General features: G+C 53.5%; 2 protein-coding genes. Both read left to right on the forward strand.

Going from position 1 to position 1,499, the window contains the following annotated elements:
• Positions 1–182 (forward strand): hypothetical protein (locus V6D20_10285; protein HEY9816168.1); only part of this gene is annotated, 182 nt, incomplete at its 5' end.
• A gap of 317 nt (positions 183–499) precedes the next feature.
• Positions 500–1,499 (forward strand): IS4 family transposase (locus V6D20_10290; GenBank protein HEY9816169.1); only part of this gene is annotated, 1,000 nt, incomplete at its 3' end.

Genomic DNA, 1,499 nt, shown 5'->3' on the forward strand with positions numbered 1-1,499 from the left:
CGGTCGCGCAGATTCGCGATCGCGTGCGTGCGTTGAATGCCCAGCCCCAAGATGAATTCAAAGTACGATGCGATCGCGTCTTTAAAAAACTCCGCCGTGCCGAGGCCAATCTGAACACGAAGCAACGGCAGAAGCTGGCCAAAGTACTGGCCCAACTTGACCAACTTTTGGATGGGGCATAACGTTATGCCCCAAGTTCTTCCCCACCGTCTAGGAAAGTTGCTGAAGTAAAGAGTCTTGATTGGATACAGACCCTTCACGACGGGCTAATCCTGTAGGGGTTTTACTAAGTCATATGTATTAGGGAGTTGAAGATATCCTGAGAGATAAAGCCCAGTAAGGTTATGAAGGTTAGACTATGCCCAAAATGATGAGGAGTAAGCACAATAGAGATGTCAGAGTTTAGCCAACTCAACGCCTTCCGCCCCCAGGTAAAAAAAGTCTGAACCAAGCCTATGAACGGGCCTACGAAAAACCCAACTTGTCCTTTTCGAGTTGTATGGGCAACAGCTTTAGGCAAACAGTGGCCGGTTTGTTTGCCCGCAAGGACATGAATAGTGCAACGATGTTGTCCGGTCACGTAGCATTCACCCAAGCCCGAGTCCAAGCCAGTGAGAGTGAGTATCTCATCGCGGCTCAGGACACAACGTACTACAACTACTCAGGTCAGACGCAGATGTCGGGGTTGGGGAGAATCCAGGGTAAGGTGCGAGGACTGATGCAGCACAATGTGTTGCTCATGGAGCAGGGAGGACAGCCCCTGGGACTAATCCATCAACAGTACTGGACGCGAGGGGGGGCGATAGATTGGCCGTCGGAGCAAAAAGAATCTCAAAAGTGGTTCAAGGGCTTGGCTGCGGTCAACCAACAAGCCCAAGGGTCAAACCAACGATGGGTGGTCACCTGTGACCGAGAAGGGGACATCTTCGAGTTCTTCAAAGCCAAGCGTGAGCCGAATGTGGATTTGCTGGTGCGGGTGTGTCAACCCCGCCGCGTCGAAGTGGCTGCCGCTGGAAAGGTCTGTCCATTGCCGGATGTCGCTGAGCAGCTCGACGACTACGGGCAGTATGCAGTGCAGATTGAGCGGCTGTATGAGGGCAAGCGACGAACGGTAGACGTGACCTTGCAGTTGCAGGCAGCAACCGTTCACATCTACCCGCGTCAAAATTTGAGCCCCGCTCGCCACAAGACGCAGCCCCTGGCGCTGGTTATTGCCACCGAGGTCGCTTGTGTTGATGGGAAAACGCAGGTGGACTGCTTCGACGCTGACAACAGTCTGTGCTGGTCTCTGCTCACCAGTCTACCGGTGGCAACGGCAGCCGATGTCCAACGCATCCTCCGTTTCTATGCTCTGCGTTGGCGCATTGAACGGCTTCACTTTACTCTCAAGTCCGGGGCGTTAAATGTGGAGCGGCTCCAATTTGACGATGTGCATACCTTGGTCAATGCTTTAACCTTCTACTCGGTGGTCGCTTGGCGGCTTCTCGGGTTGACCTATG

It is taken from the genome of Candidatus Obscuribacterales bacterium (assembly GCA_036703605.1).
GTDB lineage: Bacteria > Cyanobacteriota > Cyanobacteriia > RECH01 > RECH01 > RECH01.